Origin of the sequence: Streptomyces sp. NPDC058279 (assembly GCF_042881255.1) — a bacterium.
Lineage (GTDB): Bacteria > Actinomycetota > Actinomycetes > Streptomycetales > Streptomycetaceae > Streptomyces.
Map to the genome: position 1 here is coordinate 20,216 of NZ_JBHVYA010000001.1, position 17,623 is coordinate 37,838.

The 17,623-nt window shown below is 70.5% G+C and carries 16 protein-coding genes and 3 pseudogenes; 11 read left to right on the forward strand and 8 right to left on the reverse strand.

The features are described 5' to 3' along the window. Positions 1–204: 204 nt before the first annotated feature. Positions 205–1,164: a hypothetical protein gene (locus tag ACFVXJ_RS00120; RefSeq protein WP_389656090.1), complete on the forward strand. Its 960-nt coding sequence runs from the start codon at positions 205–207 to the stop codon at positions 1,162–1,164. Between the two features lie 576 nt (positions 1,165–1,740). Here ACFVXJ_RS00120 and ACFVXJ_RS00125 read toward each other — a convergent pair. Then, positions 1,741–2,145: pseudogene (locus tag ACFVXJ_RS00125) on the reverse strand (TetR/AcrR family transcriptional regulator); the annotation flags it as partial. Between ACFVXJ_RS00125 and ACFVXJ_RS00130 the strand changes: the two are divergent. Together ACFVXJ_RS00130 and ACFVXJ_RS00135 are read left to right on the forward strand one after the other, a co-directional pair. Then, positions 2,146–2,709 (forward strand): annotated as a pseudogene (locus ACFVXJ_RS00130) (zinc-binding dehydrogenase); the annotation flags it as partial. It abuts the pseudogene before it with no gap. Positions 2,710–2,962: 253 nt separating this feature from the next. Beyond that, positions 2,963–3,097 carry a transposase gene (locus ACFVXJ_RS00135; protein ID WP_389658511.1) on the forward strand — a complete coding sequence of 45 codons (135 nt, stop codon included), beginning with the start codon at positions 2,963–2,965 and terminating at the stop codon, positions 3,095–3,097. 553 nt (positions 3,098–3,650) lie between these two features. Here the strand turns inward: ACFVXJ_RS00135 and ACFVXJ_RS00140 are convergent. Continuing rightward, positions 3,651–4,385 (reverse strand): alpha/beta hydrolase, encoded by a 735-nt coding sequence (locus ACFVXJ_RS00140; RefSeq protein WP_389656093.1) that lies wholly within the window; start codon positions 4,383–4,385, stop codon positions 3,651–3,653. A 996-nt stretch (positions 4,386–5,381) separates the two neighbouring features. Between ACFVXJ_RS00140 and ACFVXJ_RS00145 the strand changes: the two genes are divergently transcribed. Both ACFVXJ_RS00145 and ACFVXJ_RS00150 read left to right on the forward strand, forming a co-directional pair. After that, the gene (locus ACFVXJ_RS00145; protein ID WP_389656096.1) at positions 5,382–5,909 is read left to right on the forward strand and encodes a 2'-5' RNA ligase family protein; all 528 of its coding nucleotides are present in this window, start codon (positions 5,382–5,384) and stop codon (positions 5,907–5,909) included. A gap of 191 nt (positions 5,910–6,100) precedes the next feature. Continuing rightward, complete coding sequence (locus ACFVXJ_RS00150; RefSeq protein ID WP_389656099.1) at positions 6,101–6,307, forward strand: hypothetical protein; 207 nt, start codon at positions 6,101–6,103, stop codon at positions 6,305–6,307. Between the two features lie 269 nt (positions 6,308–6,576). On the opposite strand, the gene ACFVXJ_RS00155 is transcribed toward ACFVXJ_RS00150, so the two are convergent. Further along, positions 6,577–6,777, reverse strand: a complete 201-nt coding sequence (locus ACFVXJ_RS00155) for a hypothetical protein (protein ID WP_389656102.1) — start codon at positions 6,775–6,777, stop codon at positions 6,577–6,579. A 492-nt stretch (positions 6,778–7,269) separates the two neighbouring features. Between ACFVXJ_RS00155 and ACFVXJ_RS00160 the strand changes: the two genes are divergently transcribed. Beyond that, positions 7,270–7,611, forward strand: coding sequence for a transposase (locus ACFVXJ_RS00160; protein ID WP_389656105.1), 342 nt, complete (start codon positions 7,270–7,272; stop codon positions 7,609–7,611). Between the two features lie 412 nt (positions 7,612–8,023). Here the strand turns inward: ACFVXJ_RS00160 and ACFVXJ_RS00165 are convergent, their stop codons facing one another. Together ACFVXJ_RS00165 and ACFVXJ_RS00170 are read right to left on the reverse strand one after the other, a co-directional pair. Further along, a complete protein-coding gene (locus ACFVXJ_RS00165; protein ID WP_389658514.1) occupies positions 8,024–8,398 on the reverse strand; it encodes a YybH family protein in 375 nt (124 codons plus the stop codon). A gap of 87 nt (positions 8,399–8,485) precedes the next feature. Next, a pseudogene (locus ACFVXJ_RS00170) lies at positions 8,486–8,752 on the reverse strand (muconolactone Delta-isomerase family protein); the annotation flags it as partial. A gap of 477 nt (positions 8,753–9,229) precedes the next feature. Between ACFVXJ_RS00170 and ACFVXJ_RS00175 the strand changes: the two are divergent. Next, positions 9,230–9,862 (forward strand): hypothetical protein, encoded by a 633-nt coding sequence (locus tag ACFVXJ_RS00175; RefSeq protein ID WP_389658517.1) that lies wholly within the window; start codon positions 9,230–9,232, stop codon positions 9,860–9,862. A gap of 387 nt (positions 9,863–10,249) precedes the next feature. Further along, positions 10,250–10,645, forward strand: a complete 396-nt coding sequence (locus ACFVXJ_RS00180) for a hypothetical protein (RefSeq protein ID WP_389656108.1) — start codon at positions 10,250–10,252, stop codon at positions 10,643–10,645. A 278-nt stretch (positions 10,646–10,923) separates the two neighbouring features. On the opposite strand, the gene ACFVXJ_RS00185 is transcribed toward ACFVXJ_RS00180, so the two are convergent. The 3 genes from ACFVXJ_RS00185 to ACFVXJ_RS00195 all read right to left on the reverse strand — a co-directional run bounded on the left by ACFVXJ_RS00185 (position 10,924) and on the right by ACFVXJ_RS00195 (position 13,313). Further along, entirely contained in the window at positions 10,924–11,295 is a 372-nt protein-coding gene (locus tag ACFVXJ_RS00185) for a toxin Doc (protein WP_389656111.1), read from the reverse strand. Between the two features lie 4 nt (positions 11,296–11,299). Further along, positions 11,300–11,548: a hypothetical protein gene (locus ACFVXJ_RS00190; RefSeq protein WP_389656114.1), complete on the reverse strand. Its 249-nt coding sequence runs from the start codon at positions 11,546–11,548 to the stop codon at positions 11,300–11,302. 238 nt (positions 11,549–11,786) lie between these two features. Next, positions 11,787–13,313 (reverse strand): serine/threonine-protein kinase, encoded by a 1,527-nt coding sequence (locus tag ACFVXJ_RS00195; RefSeq protein ID WP_389656116.1) that lies wholly within the window; start codon positions 13,311–13,313, stop codon positions 11,787–11,789. An 843-nt stretch (positions 13,314–14,156) separates the two neighbouring features. Between ACFVXJ_RS00195 and ACFVXJ_RS00200 the strand changes: the two genes are divergently transcribed. The 3 genes from ACFVXJ_RS00200 to ACFVXJ_RS00210 are packed head-to-tail and all read left to right on the forward strand — an operon-like array spanning position 14,157 to position 17,601. Continuing rightward, positions 14,157–14,681 carry a PadR family transcriptional regulator gene (locus ACFVXJ_RS00200; protein WP_389656119.1) on the forward strand — a complete coding sequence of 175 codons (525 nt, stop codon included), beginning with the start codon at positions 14,157–14,159 and terminating at the stop codon, positions 14,679–14,681. After that, positions 14,678–15,370 carry an ABC transporter ATP-binding protein gene (locus ACFVXJ_RS00205; protein WP_389656122.1) on the forward strand — a complete coding sequence of 231 codons (693 nt, stop codon included), beginning with the start codon at positions 14,678–14,680 and terminating at the stop codon, positions 15,368–15,370. The genes ACFVXJ_RS00200 and ACFVXJ_RS00205 overlap by 4 nt, the downstream gene beginning before the upstream one ends. Further along, the gene (locus tag ACFVXJ_RS00210) at positions 15,367–17,601 is read left to right on the forward strand and encodes an FtsX-like permease family protein (RefSeq protein WP_389656125.1); all 2,235 of its coding nucleotides are present in this window, start codon (positions 15,367–15,369) and stop codon (positions 17,599–17,601) included. The genes ACFVXJ_RS00205 and ACFVXJ_RS00210 overlap by 4 nt, the downstream gene beginning before the upstream one ends. The last annotated feature ends 22 nt before the right edge of the window (positions 17,602–17,623 follow it).

The window sequence follows — 17,623 nt, forward strand, 5'->3', positions numbered from 1 at the left end:
TCGGCTCAATCGGATGGTGTCAGCGGCTCGTCGTAGGGTCTTGGCAAGAGTCCCTGGCCCTTTGGAGTCCCTGTGCCGCACCCTGCTCGCCACGTGACCACTCACGCGGCCCCTTGGGCATTCTCCGGACCTGACGCCGCCCCCTATCTGGAGTCTTGGCCCACGTCGCGGCTCCTTGTTCAGCGAGGGGAGACAGAGCTGATCGTGCAGGAACTCAAGCCGTCGGCCGCGGCTTTGACCGTCCGCTTCCCGGCGCCCTGGCCGCGCCGGTTCGGCTCATGTGCGGTGTCGCCTGCCGCTGATCTGGCTGTCTTCGCAGGGCCGCACGCGCTCCGGGCCGTTGACCGGTCGGGGAGCGTGCAGTGGGAACTCCGGCACCGCTGCTGGGCAGGCTGCGTGGGGCACATGGACTTCTCCGAGTACGCAGACGATCGGGATCACCAGTACGCCGGCAGTGGCTCGGCCGGCTTCTCCGCGGACGGGAGGATTGTGTGGGCCCATGTCCGCGGCCCCCTGGCACATGAGGCCCCGGACGGTGGCCGCGGGGAAGCATGGCTGGTGATCAACGCCGCGGACGGCACGCTGCTGGCACGTGCCGAGACGGGGACGGCGGCGGCGGGTTCTGTCCACGTTCCGCACCCGGATCCCGGCCAGATGGGTCTGACCATCGGCGAAGGTCAGGATGGCTCCCCCTTGAGATGGGGACGCTGGGACGGTCACGCCCTCGTGGTCGACGACTTCGGCGACGAGGACCGTGTCCTGCTGGCGGTGAGCCCCACCGGGGACCGCCTGCTCACCGTGACCCATGACCAGGACATTCTCGCCGTTCATGAGGTCACTGACGGCTCGGCGGTAGCCGAGCTGGGCGCGGACGCGGTCCCTCGGCATCCCGCGATCGAAGAGGAAGCCGAAGACGACGAAGCACAGGCGTTCTTCGACTACGAGGGAGGCTTCCTCGACGAGAACACCCTTGTCGTCGGGACCGTCGAGAGCGACGAGGAGTTTGGCACGGGCCGGCACTGGCTCGTCGACACGGCCCGCATGCGACTGATCGACCAGATCACCTACCCCTTCGAGGTGTCAGGTCTGCCCAAAGCTCTCGGAGACGGCACCTGGTACACCGCGTCCGACCCCGACAACGCACTCCACATCTGGGCCTTGTAGCGGCGCCGCCCGCGGTCACGAATACCCAAACCCTGAGCACGTTCATCCGTACCTGACTGGGCACGTTCACGGGTACGCCGACATCCGTCGTGCAATGGGTTCCTGGACAGCTCCCACCACACCGGAGGTCTTCGCCATGTTCAAGACCCGCCGAGTGTCAACAACGCTCGTGATCACGTCACCTACGAGCTGTCCGGCCGATCATGTGGGGGGCCGGATGACGAGGGCTGCCGCGGGGAGCCCTCCCGCGGACGGGCGGGCGGCCTGACTGCCGGTCTTCTCCGGGATCGGTGCCGGATGGAGTGCCTGCGCGGGTGGTCGTGGCACGGTCCGTTGCTTTTGGCCTTGTCGGCGGCCAGGCTGTCGGGCGTCTTTCGGGGTCGGCCGGCTCGGGACGTGGGACGCGGGTCTTCTCCAGCACGAGCTCGAACTGGGTGCCGTCCATTTGATGCCCGAGCCGACGCCCCAGGCTGGCGGTAGTCACATGGTCGGGCGAACAGGTCCGGTGCGGGCCGCCCAGGGCAACCCGCACGTGTCGTGCCCCGGCGTCGGCCGCAGCGCTCCGGCGTCCCCGGCTCAGGGTGCGGTGGCTTCCCAAGCCGCCTTGATCATCCGGAAGACCTCGTCCACCGTGGCCTCGGGATCGTCCGCCCGGCAGGCCAGCGCGTAGGCGTCGATGGCGAACCGCGCGGTCGCCCGGCAGGCCGTCGCGCTTCGGGACAGGTGGGGATCTGCGGCCAACACCTCTGCCAGCGCCTGCGCGTGACGCAGGCTCATAGATTCCTCGTATTCCCGCAGGGCGGGTGATTCCTCGATCATGCGTCGGACGGGGTCACTGCCCTCTGCCGTGCAGTGCCGCACCAGGGCCTGGACCTCGCGGTGCAGCGCCGGGATGAGCGGCTCGTGCGCAGGCCGGTCGGTCACCGCTCGCGTGAGGCGCTGCTCGAAGTCCTGGTCGCGTTCGAACACCAGGGCCTCCTCCTGGCCTTCGCGGAGGCGGCCGGGTACCCGTCGGTGGTGGAGACCGCGCTGCGCATCATTCGCGAGGTCGGCGTGCGGCCCGGGCAGACGCTGCTGGTCAGCGGTGCGTCCGGCGGCGTCGGGTCGGCGGTGTTGCAAATCGCCCGCGCGCGCGGCATCACGGTGATCGGCACGGCCGGGGCTGCGAACCAGGACTACCTGCGCGGCCTGGGCGCCCTCGCCACGACCTACGACGAGGGCTGGGTCGAACGGGTGCGGCACCTGGGCCGGGTCGACGCGGCCCTCGACCTGGCCGGCTCGGGCGTGATCCGCGAACTCGTCGAGCTGACCGGGCACCCGCGCCGGGTCGTCTCCATCGCCGACCTCGGTGCGCCGCAGCTGGGCGTCCGGTTCTCCGGCGTGGCCGGAAGCGTGCCGGACGCGCTCGCCGAGGCCGTCGACCTCATCTCCCGGGGCAGGCTGCACATCCCGGTCGAGAAGTCGTACTCGCTCACCGAGGCAGCGGCGGCGCACACTGACAGCCGCGCCGGCCACACCCGAGGGCGCCGGGTCCTGGTGCTCTGAGCCGCGGCCCGCCCGGCGTCCCGCGCCGAACGGCTGGTCACTAGCGGGTGGTGAAGCGGCGTCGGAACCGGGGCGGTTACGCCTCGCCCACCAGGGCGACCGCGGCGCCCTCCGCCGAGATCCGGTTCAGGCCGTCGGCGTTCCCGGACGGGCCGGTCGCCGTCTGGTGCGGAGACGGCTGGGACAGTCGCCTGTCTCGCTCGTTGGTCCGGGCGTGGGGCGGGGTGATCTCACGGATGAGGAGTGAGAACGGCTGAGGCCGTTTCTGCCGGTCAGGAACAGGCGTTGTGGCAGGTGGCGGGACCATCGGCTGGTGATCGACGGGATTCCGCACCGGGCTCGGACGGGTGTTCAGCGGCGTGATCTTCCCGAGCGGTTCGGGCCGTAGAAGACCGTTTACGAGCTTCACCGGCTGTGGTCGGCTGACGGGACCTGGGAGCGTCTGCTCCAGCAAGTCCAGGCCGAAGCGGACGCGGCCGACGACATCGACTGGGACGTGTCGGTCGACTCCACGATCGTGCGTGCCAACCAGCATGCGGCCGGCGCCCGCACCGACCCGCCGTCGGCGCTGGTCTCAAAGGGCGGCTGGGAAGGGGGACACCAGGACGAGACGCCGTGGCAGAGCCTCGTCGCCCGCCTGGTGGAGGTGGTGCGGGAAGCGAGGGCCTGGGCCGCTCGCGGGGCGGGTTCACCACCAAAGTCCACCTGAGCGCGGACGGTCGCTGCCGCCCACTGTCCCTGGTCGTCACCCCGGGGCAGCGGGCGGACTACACGTACTTCGAGCCCGTGCCGGAGAAGATCCGTAAACAGCTCTCCCGACTGGACCACTTCGAGGGCCGCTCGTTCACCGGCTGGCACCGGCACGTCACCCTCGTCACCGTCGCCCACATGGTTGCCGGCCGACACGGTTTACCGTCTGCCGGCGGCCTGACGGCCCGGCCTTACTTCAGGTGCCGGGCGAAGAACCGGGCCGCGGCGTCCCCTGCGAACTGCGGGACGCCGGTGTGCCCGCCCATGTTGGCGTGCAGCGTCTTCTCCTTGGACCCGAAGGCGTCGAACAGGTCCAGGGCCGCCTGCCGGTCGTTCCCTTCGTCGTCCCACTGCAGCAGGACGTGCAACGGAATCGTGACGTGGCGGGCCTCCTCGAACATAGCTGCGGGCACGAGACTCCCGGCGAACAGAACGGCGGCCGAGACGCGCGGCTCGACCACCGCGAGCCGGATGCCGATGGAGATCACTCCCCCCGAGTACCCGACCGGGCCGCCGATCTCGGGCAGCGGAAGGAGGGCGTCCAAGGCGGCCCGCCATTCCGGCACCGACTCTTCGACGAGCGGGAGGACGAGGGCATCGATGATCTTCTCATCGACCGGCTCGCCGGCCTCCATAGCCCGGCGCAGGTCAGCGCGGGCCTGCTCGACGGCGACCAAACGGGGCCGGTCACCACTCCCGGGGAGCTCGATGGTGGCCGCGGCGAAGCCATCCGCCGCGGCGTGCCGGGCCCGGTCCGCCAGCCGGGGATACATCTTGCGCAGTCCGAGCGGGGGATGGCCGAGAAGGATCAACGGCGCCGGTGCGGATGCGGACGCGGGCGTCCAAAGGATGCCGGGGACGTCGCCGAGGAGGAATTCGCGCTCGAGGACACCGCCGTCGAGATGCTGTTCAGAAGTGAAATGCATGGTCGTGCCTTTCGGGAGCACTCAGAAACGGCGCTCCCGGACGACCTATCGCCCGACCGTGACCCCGGAGGGGAGCACCCATGTCGATACTGCGTTCACGGGTACCACCTCCTCGTTTTCTGCACGGCCTCAGGCAACGTAGCAGTGGGCTCGGTGGTCCGCAAAACGATTTCGGGTCGACCCCTACAACGGGTGCTGCCCGGCGGTGCGGGCGACACCTCGGGCCGGCAGGCGGCTCGCGCGCCGCATCGCGGACGCCGACTGGACGGCGCTGAACGCCTCGGACCGTTGTGGGCCAGGGCGCCGACCCGATGCACGACCGTAGAGGCGGTCACCAGCCGCGACGGAGACGTCCCCATCCGTACCAGGCAGGACGGACAGGGCCGAGCGGGCCCGCCCGGCGTACCCACCCCGGCGTGGCGGCCGGAGAAAGCCGGCCGCGTCAGGGCCGGACATCAGCGGCCGGTTCGTCGCGTCAGAGCACACCAGCCGGTCGCGGGCGCATTCGGTGAGAGAGATGCCAGTCCGGACGGTGGGCACGGGCGGGGAGAAGGAGCGGACACGCTGCCGGATGCCGCGGAGTTGTTCGGTGGGGCGTTGTTGTTCACGCCGTGGAAGGCGTTGCGGATGACGAGGCCGCCGGTCAATGCGGGGACAGCCCATGGCATCGCGGGCAAGGTGGCGTTGTGCCTTGTCGCTGTCGATGGGGCGCTTCGCCGCCCTCTCGGCGTCCTGCGCATCGGATGAGGCGGCGAGTTGTCGCCATGGGCGACCACCGCCGATGTATCCTCCACCACGCCCTCGGCCGCCTCAGGAAGATCGACACCGGACGGGCCGGTCACGGTCTGGTCGCGCAAGCGCGCCAGGCGGGAAGGCGCGCGCCATTCCGGCCCGACGTTCCGTGACGCCGCGTCACGCGGCTTGGCCGGACCCCAACCACCCCGCGACCCCAGTCTGACACTCTCGGGCCCGTACCCGACCTGCGATGATGACGGCATGCCAGATCCCGGGACCACTGCCGTCGTCATCGCGTTGCCCGATGCCACCCCGCTCCTCGATGCGGCGTGGCGTATCGACCCGGCTCTGGTGCGTCGTGGTGTGCCGGCGCACGTCTCGCTCCTCTACCCGTTCGTGCCGGAATCGGCGCTGACAGGTCAAGACGAGAACGGCGTGCGTTCCCTGGCGGCGAGTTTCCCGGCGTCTGATCTCCTCTTGGAGGAGCTCGTGACGGCGTCCGGCTTCGTCGCCGTCACCGTTCCGGAACTCCAACCGATCGTTGATGCCTTCCGCGCCCAGTGGCCCGGGTTGCGCCCGTACAGAGGCCGCTTCGGGGCGCGGCCCGCCGCCCATCTCACGGTCGCTATGGGTACAGACCATCCGACAGCCTCCGCCCGAGTCCGCGCTGCGGTCGGTAGCCTGCTTCCGCTGCGTACCCGTGCGGCTGCGGTCCAGCTGGTGGCGCTGACGGACGAAGGCTGGCGGCCGCGGCTCACCGCGCCGCTCGGCGGCCCGGACGGACGGTGAACACCGCCCGCCAGTCCCCTCTGGCCGTGCCCACGGCAAGAGGCCACCGTCACTGACTGTCGGCCAGTCGGCACAGCTGGACGGTGGGATCCCGGGAGTCGATGACATCATCCGGGTCGGGAGTCCGGGCATCGGCGCACACCGCGCCCAGCACCCTTAGACACAGCACTCAGTACCTCAAGCGCCCGGAATTGACGACTTCGACCCAGGGGCGCGACAAGCTCACTTTCGTCTCGTGGGCACCAGAACCGGCCAAGGTCAAGCAGAAGATGCTCTTCGCCTCCTCCAAGGACGAGCTCAGGCGCTCGCTCGTGGGGATCGCGGTCGAAATCCAGGGGACCGAGTACAGCGAGGTCGCCTACGAGTCGGTCCTCGACAAGGCGAACCGCGGGAACTGACCCGGCAGCACTGTCCGGCGTCCGCGCACCCTTCGGGCGCCGGCCGGAGCCGGCAGTCGCAGCAGGCCAAGGCGTACCCACCTCGCTGACGGTGCGGCGATCGTCGACGGCCGCGCTCTGAAGAGATCGCTCGCATCATGCCTACAGCCCGGGACGACGACAAAGCCGCCCTCCACACTCTGGCGCCCGACCTGGCCGCCGTTGCGGGCACCACCGCGTTGCTCCACCTGCGCGAGCGGGTTGTACCAGCCCCTGTGAAAGGGTCGCGTTCACGCACGGAGGAACAGGTCACCGCCTTCCGCCGCCGGCCGGACACCGCTCCGCGACAAGCCGGGACGACGGGGCACCTCACGGCCGTCGGCGAGCCACTGACGCTCCACCGCGTCGTAGATCGGCACATCGGACATCTGCCCCAACTCCACAGCGAGCGAGCCGAAGACCCACTCCGGAGGCGAAACGGTTCTCTTCATGCCCTGGGCAACGAAGGCCGCTCACGTACGTAGCGGCACGTGACTATTCCGTCATCTCCCCGCAGTCCTAAACGTGACCCGTCCCCTGACGAGCACCCTCGCCGTCTGATCTCGCACACAGTTCGACTGACCCACTCGTGCGAGTGAAGGCCGCGGACCGCCCGGCGGGGCACCACGATCAAGTGACGATCCCGACGCACCGTTTGTGTCGGTACTCCCGCCCCGAGGCAAGGTCCTCAGCGTCGGCCCCCGCTGCCCAGGACGGGAGCCAGGCTTTGTCCACCCACGTGTCCGGCAACTGGGGGCGCCCATGGCGTGCCAAGGCTCGACCGCAGAGTACGGCCGGCTCTACTCCGGCTTCGGACGCCGAACCAAAGCCCGTGACCGGAACCTCTGTGTTGCTCCCGGGCTTCGGCGGCCACACCGCCGGTTGGACGGCGAGACCTGGCCGCAAGATAGGTACCCGGATGAAGGAAGGGGCGCGGTATCGGTATGGACGACACCGACCTGAACGACCGGGAATGGGCCGCTGTCCGCCGTCTTCTCCCGCGATGCGGACCCGCAGGACCGAACTACCGGATGATGATCAACGGCTTGCTGTGGCAGCAGAGTACGGGCGGGCGCTGGCACGATTTGCCCAGCCGCTACGGTCCATGGCACCGATGCGCCGAACGACTGCGCCTGTGGAACATCGACGGCACATGGCAGAACATCCTCACCGTTCTCGCCGCCTGCCGCCCGGTCCCCCACGACACCCACGACACCCACGACGCCCACGGTGATCGCAAGGCCGGTGAACCGGTCGACGAATGGAACACTCCCTGGCTCAGGTGAGGCGCTCGCGGAACGCGGGACCGCGCCGACTCCGGAGGCCGTCGCCCGAGCGGACCCCGCCCGTCCGGTACCGGCCGGTCCCGGCGCGCAAGCCGGCCGGTGGAGGAACCACCGCTGCCAAGGAGCGCGACACCATGTCCACTGCCCATGTGTTCCACCCGGAAATGGGGGACTTCCGCCTCGACCTCGAGCGCCAGGGACAGGCTGCCCGGCACGTGCTCCCCGAGCGCCTTCTTGCGTCGAACTCGGCGTCGAAGGCTTCGGCGGTGCCCCAGCACATGAACCATGCCGCCCCCTTCCCAGCCATCCCGTGCCCGGGAAGGGCGACAGGATGGCGCCGACAGTCCGCAACGCCACCTGTCCGTCCGTCAGATGCGTTCGCCGACTGGGCCTCGGCCATGACTGCGGCGGCTCAGTCCAGGCGGGAGACCTGGTAGTGACTGATGTACCAGCCGTCGGTCGCCTGCTTCAGCAGTGTGCTGAGAAGGACGCTGAGAGTGGGCCGGTCGGTGAACGAGAAGTCGACGGACAGGTAGCCGAGCACGGCGCCGCCGTCGGCGATCCGCCTCGTTTCGAGAATCCGATAGGCGGCCGTCATCCCGAGGGGCTGGGAATCGTAGTACTCGGCGACGCCCTGCCGTCCCACCGCGTAGGGGTGCAGTCCCTGGAAGATCGCGTCCTCGGTGAAGAGGGACGCGGCCTGTTGGGGGTCGTGTGCGTCTACGGCCGTTTTCCAGCGGTCGAGCACGTCCCGCAGGACCGCTTCCCTGTGTGCCGCGCTGTTCAGCGAGGCCTCTTCTGACGGCTGAGGGCGCCCGCTCGTCGACGGTGTCGCTCGGCCGGACAGATCCTGAAGGCCCGGGTCGCTCGGGTGCGGGGACAGCGAAGTCACCTTGTCGTGCCGCCACACCCGCAGCGGCATCGAGGCGAGCAGCTGCTCCAACTGCTCGGCGTCCTCCGCCCGAAACAGCCCCCACGTGCGCCACTCGCCAGGTGCCAAGGGCGGCCGCCACAACCGCAACAGGTGCCCCTGGGCGACCAACTCGGCCGCCCGAGCCCCCTCCCGGACCCGGATCTCCGCGACCGCCTCCTCGGACGCGCCCTCCGGAACGCTGGTCACCATGTCGACGAGGAACTCCATGGCTGCCACTCCTCATCACGTCGCGCCCGAAGCAGACGCCGGCCGGTTCACCCAACGATCGGCGAGCACCACCGAGAAGCCCGGGAGGCACAAGTCGGTTCACTCGATGGAGGGAGACGGCCCTCATCGTCCAGCTCGGCCTCCACGGGTCTAGGAAGTCGTTTTCGTCCCATGTTTTCATCCGGGAAACTGACGTTTGGTCTGGGAGTCGGACTGCGCGGGGAGATAGCGTTCTCGGCAGTGGGGCAGGGGCCTTGAGGTCGGTCATGGCGAGATGGATCACGGCTTCGGAGCGTTCGCAGAAAGGTTTCGCAGTCGCGGGCAAGGCTGGAGCGGAACATGCCGCCCGATATGACAGCCAACTCCTTCCCGTCGGCGTGGGGCCAGGTGCTCAGAGCCCTTGGCAGAGACGAGGGTGCCCGGCGTAATCGGGAGGCACTACGGGCGGGATGCGGAACACTTCGTCGGGTGATCGTGATGCAGCCTGTCCTGGAGATATACGCACCTGACGGCTTCGACCTCTGGCCTGTCGCCGAGACCGAGCCGTTCGACTTCCTGCCCCTCAGCGGTGACCTCTCACCCGCTGAGGTCGGGACGGCGATGATGCGCATCGCCGGCTGCAATGACACCGACCCCGACGGTGACCGCCCGCCTCGTCCGGCCGAACCGCTCGCCTCGTTCCTTCACGGACTGCTGACCTTCGACCACCTCTTCGCGGCCGGCGGCCTGCGGGTCACCGACAACTCCACAGGCGTCACCTTCCAGCCCGCCTGCTGCGATGGACTGGAAGACTGGCGCGACTGGCACCAGTTCGTCGACGACGACGCCGTGCTCGGCTTCGGCCACGACCCCGCGTCACCGGTCGCGGAGCACTTCGGCGACACCGTCCGTCTCACTGTCACCGCCGAACAGAGCGACAGCCCGGTGATCGAACTGTCCGTCACCGAGCTCCGCCACCTGCTGGCCGGTGCCGAGCGCGACCTGGCGGACTTCCTCACGCTGGCGACCGATTGGGCCTCCAGGCACCTGCCTGATCACTGCGCTCCCGTAGCGGCCGCCCTCGCCCGCGTGCTCGACCTCCCCGCGCCCTCCATGTCTCCGGAGCCGTAGGCGGGCCACTGGATTGTCATCGTGTGTGACACGGCGAGCATGTTCGTGTCTACCTGCCTGAGCACTTCGACGTGTACGCCGACGACTGGTGTCCGAGCCGGACAGGGGATCGTCTCGGCACCGCTCATCGGGCCCGTCCCGCTACCGTCCGCCGCGAGGAGGCCGGGGCGGGGCCTGGCGGTGGCCGTCGGCCTTCCCTTCCTGTATGGCATCTCCCCGTGCGGACCGGGACCGCCACCCCGCGCCGGCGGCGCGAAGGATCGACCGACTGCCCGGGCTGGCGGTGAGCCACGGGTCCACCAGAGTGAGCCCGGGAGCGGACCTGTGCCAGGCAGCACCGAGCCTTTACGGTTTCCGGCAGGAACTCGGATGCCGCATGATCGAACGATGCTGGTCGAACTGAAGAAGGTCGCGAAGTTTCCCTGGAGCCCCTGGCTGGCCCACATCCGGACCCCGTTCGGAGAGACCATGGTCCGCTGGTGTGGTGACCAGACCGCGCTGCCGAGCGAATTCCACGTTGAGTGGACCGTCGACGAGGACATCGCCTGGGGGCGGAACGCGAAACCGGCTGTCGGCGTCGGACCGGGAGTCCGACCCGGCGGGCACTGCGTTGTCCTGCGTGGACGGCTGAACCTCACCGTGGACGGCGCAGCCGTGTTGGACTTCGGCGGCACGCAGATACCGCTGGACCTTGCCGATCCGCTGCCCGAAGGTGTTGCAGGCACGTGGGTCGAACTCTTCGTCGAGCGCGAGAAGATCGCTCTCTACCCGTACGAACTCTGACCAGGGATCAGTCGTTGGCCGCCGCCCAGACAGGCGAACACGACACCGCGGAGCTCGAATGCGGAGCTCAAGTTCTCGGTCCGCGCGCCGTACGACGCCATCGCCGGACCCCACAAGCCGAGGGTCACGGCACTTGGTACCGGACACCAGCGCCACCGCCGCCACCGGCTGACCTGATCGACGTACCAAGGCCACCCCGTATTGGGGGAGTACGCCGCGACGGGCCTGGTCGATGACGGCACGGGTGGCTGCCTTGGTAGACGAACGGCTTCCCTGGTTCAGATACGCCAGGACCGGATCCGGGCCGCCGCGTCGTAGGCGTCCGTGCGTCCGGAGTCGATGTCGCGGGCCAGGTCGACCAAGGCCCCGTAGGGTGCGTCGATGCCCTCACCTGCGGCGTGCATGTACGCCGCCGCCAGGCCCGCGCCGAACAAGGCGTTGCGGGCCGGGAGGGGGCGCAGTCGGATGACGGTGTGCATGAGGGCGGCGGCGCGCCAGGCGTTGTCGACGGTCGCGCCGATCTGGGGGGTGTTGACGCGGTGACGGCCGACGGCGGCGACCAAGGCGGAGAAGTCATGGATGGAGGGCTGCTTGGGCAGGACCTCGGCCTGGCGCTCGAGGAGCCAGCGGATGTCGACGTACAGGTCCACAGGTTCAGGCCGCCCGGCCGGGCGCGTCCAGGCGGGAGGGGGCGTCGTCGGGGAAGGCTTCGTCGAACGCGTCCGCCTGGTCGGCGAGGAAGGACCGGAACACGTCCGCGGCCTGGGCCAGACGTGGGTCACGGACCGCGTCCTGCGCGGCCTGCGTGATCAACGCGGTCACCGTGGTGCCCTCGGCTTCCGCACGTTCCCTCAGCAGCGCGTGCAGCCGCTCCTCGACCCGGATCGTCACCGTCTTCGACATACCTCCGAGTGTACAGCAGCGCGTAAAGCAAGCGCAGCGGAACAGGAAAACCGCTTCCGGCGGAAAGCGGGGCCGGCAGCTCGGATGACGCACACCCGGCGCGCATCACACGACGCCCATCAGCTGGGGCGCCGGTCGACTGCTTCGCGCACGCAGCTCAGCGCGGGTTCCGCATGGCGTGCGTACCCCATTCCCGAATGGTTTGGCATCCCCCGGCACACCCTGCGGTGCCGCCGGGTCACTCCTCGTTGAGCCAGCCGCATACGTAGTACTGCTGGTCCGGGTCCCGCTCGATGATCCATTGGTTGAGGATGTCGCCGGCAAGCTTCCCGGTCTCGGGGTCCCGCCGGGTGATCTTCGCTTCGACGCTGAGCTGGTCCATGTTCGGGGGGATCTCGTAGGGCTGGAGTTCCCAGCGGTCCACGAAGTAGCCGTTGAGGGCGAATCCGAGCAAGCCCGCGCGCAGTCGCGGGCAGGTGCCTCGGCGCAGGGAGGTCATGTCGTGGTCGGCCAGGCCGTTCATGTAGAGGGCGAAGACGCGCTCGATGGCTTGGCGGTCGAGGGTGGAATGTGTGGGCTTGGGGGTGGGGCCGGTACTGGGACTGAAAGTGGGGCTGAAAGTGGGGCTGGACGGGGTGGCCGCGGTGGGTGCGGCAGGGGAAGGAGACGGGGAGGGGTGGGTGGGCGCCGTGGTGTCGGCCGCGTGGGTGCGGCCGGCGGCGGCGTCGCGGGATCCGGAGTCGGGTAACCACCAGGGCATCGCGAGCAGGACGGCCGCAACGACTGCCGCCAGGCCGCCCAGCACATACTGCCGCCGCCGAGGAGGTCGGGCGGGGCCAGGCGCCGGTGGGGTCGGCCGTCCGGTTCCCGGACCGGCGCCCGGCGCCGCACCCAGCCGCAGTGTGGATGCGGATGTCGGCGCGGGGTCCGGCCGGGACGGCTCCGCCTCACCGGCCGGTCCGGCGAGCAGGGCGTACGCCTCCTCGGCGGTGAGGCGCTGCGCGGGGTCCTTGCGGAGCAGGCCCGTCAGCACCGGCGCGAGTTCCCCGGCGCGGACGGCGGTGGCAGGTTCCTCGGTGGCCACGGCGACGAAGACGGCCCAGGAGCCGGAGCCGCTGAACGGAGGGTGTCCCTCCACGGCGGTGAACAGCGTCGCGCCCAGGGACCACAAGTCGGATTCTGCGGTCGCCGGTAAACCGCGCACCTGCTCAGGGGACATATAGGCCGGGGTCCCCATGAGGGCCCCCGACCGGGTCAGACCGGGCTCGCCCTCCACGGCGGCAATGCCGAAGTCGGTCAGCACCACCCGGTCGCCTTCGAGCAGCACGTTGGCGGGCTTGATGTCCCGGTGGGTGACGCCCGTGGCGTGCACGGCGCGCAGCGCGTCCAGGACTTGCCGGCCGATCCTGGCCACCCGGGCCGGCGGAAGCGGGCCGTCCTTCTTGATCAGGTCGTCCAGGGAACGGCCGTGGACGAGTTCCATCACGATCCACGGGCGGCCGTCGTCGCCGGCTATCCGGTCGTGGACGGTGATGACCCCGGGGTGTTTCAGCCTGGCGGCCGCGCGCGCCTCACGGTCGAGGCGGCCGATCCAAGCCTTGCGCCGGGAGGCGTCGAGGTCGTCGGGGAGGCGGAGCTCCTTGAGGGCTACATCCCGGTCGAGTTGCTCGTCGTGGGCCCGCCAGACGGTCCCCATGCCGCCTTGGCCGAGCAGTTCGGCCAACCGGTACCGGCCGGCCAGCAGTCGTCCGCGATCGTCAGTCACACCCGGGAACCTAACCCAAAGCGCCTGGTCGCAGAACGGCCCCCCGGCCCATGTGCGATGCCGGGCGGCCGGTTCACGTTCGGTTCGACTCGGCCTGTGGTTCCCTTTCGGTCGCCTGAATTTGGGGACCGCGTGTGTTTCCGGTTCCGGTGCCGGTGCGATGGGCCCGTCAATGACCGCGACCGCCTCAGGGCGGGGCAGCCGGCCCTCCTGCCGTCCTGACGTGGCGTGCTGCCTGCCGACAGGCGTGCGAGGTCGGCGCGCCGGGTTCTCTGGACGAAGGGCGATCAGATCCTCGGCGTGACGCGGGCACATCGGCCAATCGGTCGACTTCCACGCGCCCTCAGCCAATAGACGCTGGTGCCGCCAGTCCTGCTCCGCGTCGCGGGACGCTGTGGAAACCATGCACGCCCCCCTCGCGCGGCCGTACCGGCGCGACGCGTTCGACGACCTGTTCATCCGACGGTCCTGAGGGCTCCTCACTTGAGGCACTCACCGCCACACGGTGACGGCTCAAGCCCTGACCCCGCTCTCGCACTCCGAGGGCCAAGATTGCCGAGGTAAGGGATTCCATCGGCTTGCAGGAGTTCGGCGACGGGATCCACCTGCTTGACCCCGCACTCCAGCACCCATCGACCTCCGCACCGCCTGGCACAAACGCCTCGGCCGACACCAGACCCGCCGAACCGCGGCAGCCCGTCGACCAACCAGCCACCGGAAGGCCTACGGCCCTCGGCTCACCGACCTCGCCGACCACCGGCTGGCGCGGCGGTCGTCGCGGCCGACGACGCGACTCGCGGCGACTATGCACTCAGGGTATACCTCTGGTGTATGGTCCCTCCCATGAGTGTTCCTTTGACGCTGCTGGGGCTACTTGAGCGCGAACCGAGCCACGGCTACGACCTCAAACGCGACTACGACGCCTTCTTCGGCCGCGGCAAACCGCTGCCGTACGGTCAGGTCTACGCCACCCTCGGCCGGTTGGCGCGAGACGGCAAGGTGGTGGCCGGTGAGGCAGAGCCCGGCGACGGGCCCGAGCGCAAGCGCTACGTCATCACCGAGGCGGGCGCGACGGAGTTCGAGACCTGGCTCACCGAACCGGTGGCGCCCGAACCCAACCTGCAGACCATGCTGTTCACGAAGGTCGTACTCGCCCTGATGCTGGGCCGGGACGCCCAGCAGTACCTCGACACCCAACGCGCCGCCCACATGCGGCGGATGCGTGAACTGACCGAACTGCGGCGCACCGGCCCGCTCGTGGACGCCCTCCTCGCCGACCACGGGCTGTTCCACCTGGAGGCCGACCTGCGCTGGATCGACCTGACGACCGCTCGGCTGGACGCCCTCGCCGACGAGGTGCGCCCGTGACCGCCCTCATCGAGGCCCGTGACCTCGCTCTCGCCTTCGGCGAGACCCCCGCCCTGCGCGGCGCCGGCCTGGCCGTCGAGGCCGGCGAGGTGCTCGCCGTCATGGGGCCGAGCGGCTCGGGCAAGTCCACCCTGCTGCACTGCCTGGCCGGCATCCTCACCCCCGACTCGGGCGAGGTGCGCTTCGACGGACGGCGCATCGACACCATGAACGAGGCCGAGCGCAGCGCGCTGCGCCGCGACACCTTCGGCTTCGTCTTCCAGTTCGGCCAGCTCGTCCCCGAGTTGACCGCCGAGGAGAACGTCGCCCTGCCGCTGCTGCTGTCCGGCACCCGCCGGGCGGCCGCGCTGGCCGAGGCCCGGCCGTGGTTCGCCCGGCTCGGCCTGGACGGGCTGGAGGGGCGCCGCTCCGGCGAGTTGTCCGGCGGTCAGGCGCAGCGGGTGGCGCTGGCCCGCGGCCTGGTGGCCCGCCCCCGGGTGCTGTTCGCCGACGAGCCGACCGGCGCGCTGGACTCGCTGACCGGCGAGCAGGTGATGGAGCTGATGGTGGGCTCGGCCCGTGAGCAGGGCACCACCGTCATCCTCGTCACCCACGAGCCGCGGGTCGCCGCGTACGCCGACCGCGAGGTCGTCGTACGGGACGGCAAGGCGAGCCCGAGCCCGCTGTCGACCGGAAGGATCGCCTCGTGATCGCCGTGCTCGCCTTCGCCGTACGCCTCGCGCTCAGCGGCGGCCGGCAGGCGATCGGCCGACTGGTCATGATCGCCGCCGCGGTCGCCATCGGGGTCGGGCTGCTGCTCTCGACGTTCGCCGCCATCAACGCCGTCGACCGGTCGAACCAACGGCAGGTGTGGCTGGACACCGGCGCTGCGACCCGTACCGAGCAGGCGTCGGGGGACCCGCTGTGGTGGTGGCCGCACGGCGACTACTACGACGGCAAGTCCCTCACCGAGGTGGACGTCGCCGCGACGGGCCCGGCCTCACCCGTGCCGCCCGGCCTCGCGCAGCTCCCGGCACCCGGCGAGTACTACGCCTCCCCGGCGCTCGCCAAGCTGATCAGCGGCACCCCGGCCGACCAGCTGGGCGACCGCTTCCCGGGCCGGCTCGCCGGCACGATCGGCGACGCCGCGCTGCCCTCCCCGGACTCGCTGATCGCCGTCATCGGCCGTACGCCCGACGAGATCAAGGGCGCGCCCCTGGCCCGAACCGTCACCACCATCGCCACCGCACGGCCGTCCACTTGCGACAACGCGTGCTTTGACCGGAGCGTGCGCGGTGACGCCATGACGCTCGTCCTGGCCGTGGTGGCCGGCGCGCTGATCTTCCCCGTACTGATCTTCATCGGCACCGCGACCCGCCTCTCCGCCGCCACCCGCGAGCAGCGCTACGCCGCGATGCGGCTGGTCGGCGCCACTCCCCGGCAGGTGTCGCTGATCTCGGCGGTGGAGTCCACGTTGGCGACGGCCGCGGGGACGGTGTTCGGCTTCGCGCTCTACGCCGCGCTGCGGCCACTGGTCGCCACCATCCCGCTCACGGGCCGGCGGTTCTTCCTCTCCGACCTGACGCTCGACGTTCCGCAGGCCCTCGCAGTCGCCGTCGGCGTGCCGGTGGCGGCGGCGATCGCGGCCCGGCTGGCGCTGCGCCGGGTCACCATCTCCCCGCTCGGCGTGGCCCGTCGGGTGACGCCGCGCCCGCCGCGCGCCTGGCGGCTCGTTCCGCTGGTGGCGGGACTGGCCGAGCTGGCGTACTTCGTCGGCCGCCGCCCGGCGACCGGGAACGGGCAGACGGCGGCCTACCTTCCCGGCTTCCTGGTGGTGATGCTGGGCCTGGTGATCGCGGGGCCGTGGCTGACCATGACCGTCGCCCGGGCGGTCGCCCGGCGCACCCGCCGCCCGGCCGCGCTGATCGCGGTACGCCGGCTCGCCGACGATCCCAAGGCCGGCTTCCGTGCGGTCAGCGGCTTGGTACTGGCCCTCTTCGTGACCACCGCGACCGTCAGCATCATCGGCACCATCAACCACAACCGCGGCACGCTCGACGGGGACCCGCAGACCCGCACGGTCGTGGAGGCCAGCGCCCCCAACGGGACGCCGCTGCCCGGGACCGTCCCCGTACGGCTGCTCACCGGGATCCAAGGGGTCCCGGGCGTCCGGGGCCTGGCGCTCGTCCATGCCAACCCCGACGGCATCGGCAAGGACCCGGCCGATCCGCGCCCGGAGGCGCCGGCGCTGGTGACCTGCTCCGACCTGGCCCGGACGCCGATGGTGGGCCGCTGCCCGGCCGGGGCGAGCGTCGCAGCCGTCGACGACTTCGCCTTCTTCGGCCTGCAGTCGCGCCCGAACCGGCAGTGGCCCGCCGCCGAAGTCACCGCGGACGCCATCGCCGGGCTGCCCGTACGGATGCTCTACGTAGCCACCGACGGCTCGACCGCGGGCATGGAACGCGTGCGGACCCTGCTCTCCACCGCCTACCCGCACCAGGAGGTCCGCACCGTCGGCGACTTCGGCACCGACCTCCAGCAGCAGCTGGCCAGTTGGCGGCAGCTGGCCAACGTGGTACTGCTGACCACGTTGCCGATCGCGGGCTGCAGCCTGGCGGTGAGCGTCGTCGCGGGCCTGTCGGACCGCAGGCGCCCGTTCGCCATCCTGCGGCTCACCGGAGCACCGCTGCGGCTGCTGCAAGCCGTGGTCGGCCTGGAGAGCGCGCTGCCGCTGCTGGCGGTATCGGCGATCGCGATCGGCACCGCCTTCGCCGCGGCTGGGATGTTCCTGACATCGCAGATGCACTACGGCCTGGTGTCGCCCGACGTGGCCTACTACGCGCTGGTCGCGGGCGGACTGGCCGCCGCGCTCGGCATCATCGCCTCCACCCTCCCGCTGCTCAGACGCATCACCGGCCCCGAAGCCGCCCGCAACGGCTGACGCACCTCTGCTTCGCCGCGGT